1 pseudogene is annotated in these 287 nt (G+C 60.6%); it reads left to right on the top strand.

Annotated features, from left to right (window positions below):
- Positions 1-148 (top strand): annotated as a pseudogene (locus EN859_RS40155) (carbonate dehydratase); the annotation flags it as partial.
- Positions 149-287: the final 139 nt, after the last annotated feature.

The raw sequence follows: 287 nt of genomic DNA, 5'->3' as shown, positions 1-287 counted from the left end.
CGCCGTGCGCCGAAAACGTCGAGTGGATGGTGGCGATGGAACCGGTTGACGTTGATCCGGCAGACATCCAGCGATTTACCTCACTTTACCCGTGAACGCGCGCCCTTTTCATTCACCCAATCGACGCTTCATCCTGCGCCAGAGTTGAGCGCCGCCCCAGCGGTTCCGCACGGTCCAACATTCTTGGCACAAATTGGCGCGAAGCCTCCTCTTCCGGTCTGGCGGTCTGACGGCGCTCCCCAAGCTGGCTAGTCTAAAGGATAGGGATTCGGTGCCGGCACCACTCG

The organism is Mesorhizobium sp. M00.F.Ca.ET.216.01.1.1 (assembly GCF_004010325.2).
Lineage (GTDB): Bacteria > Pseudomonadota > Alphaproteobacteria > Rhizobiales > Rhizobiaceae > Mesorhizobium.
Note: the sequence above shows the minus strand (reverse complement) of the source record. Positions and strands in the feature narration are given on the sequence as shown.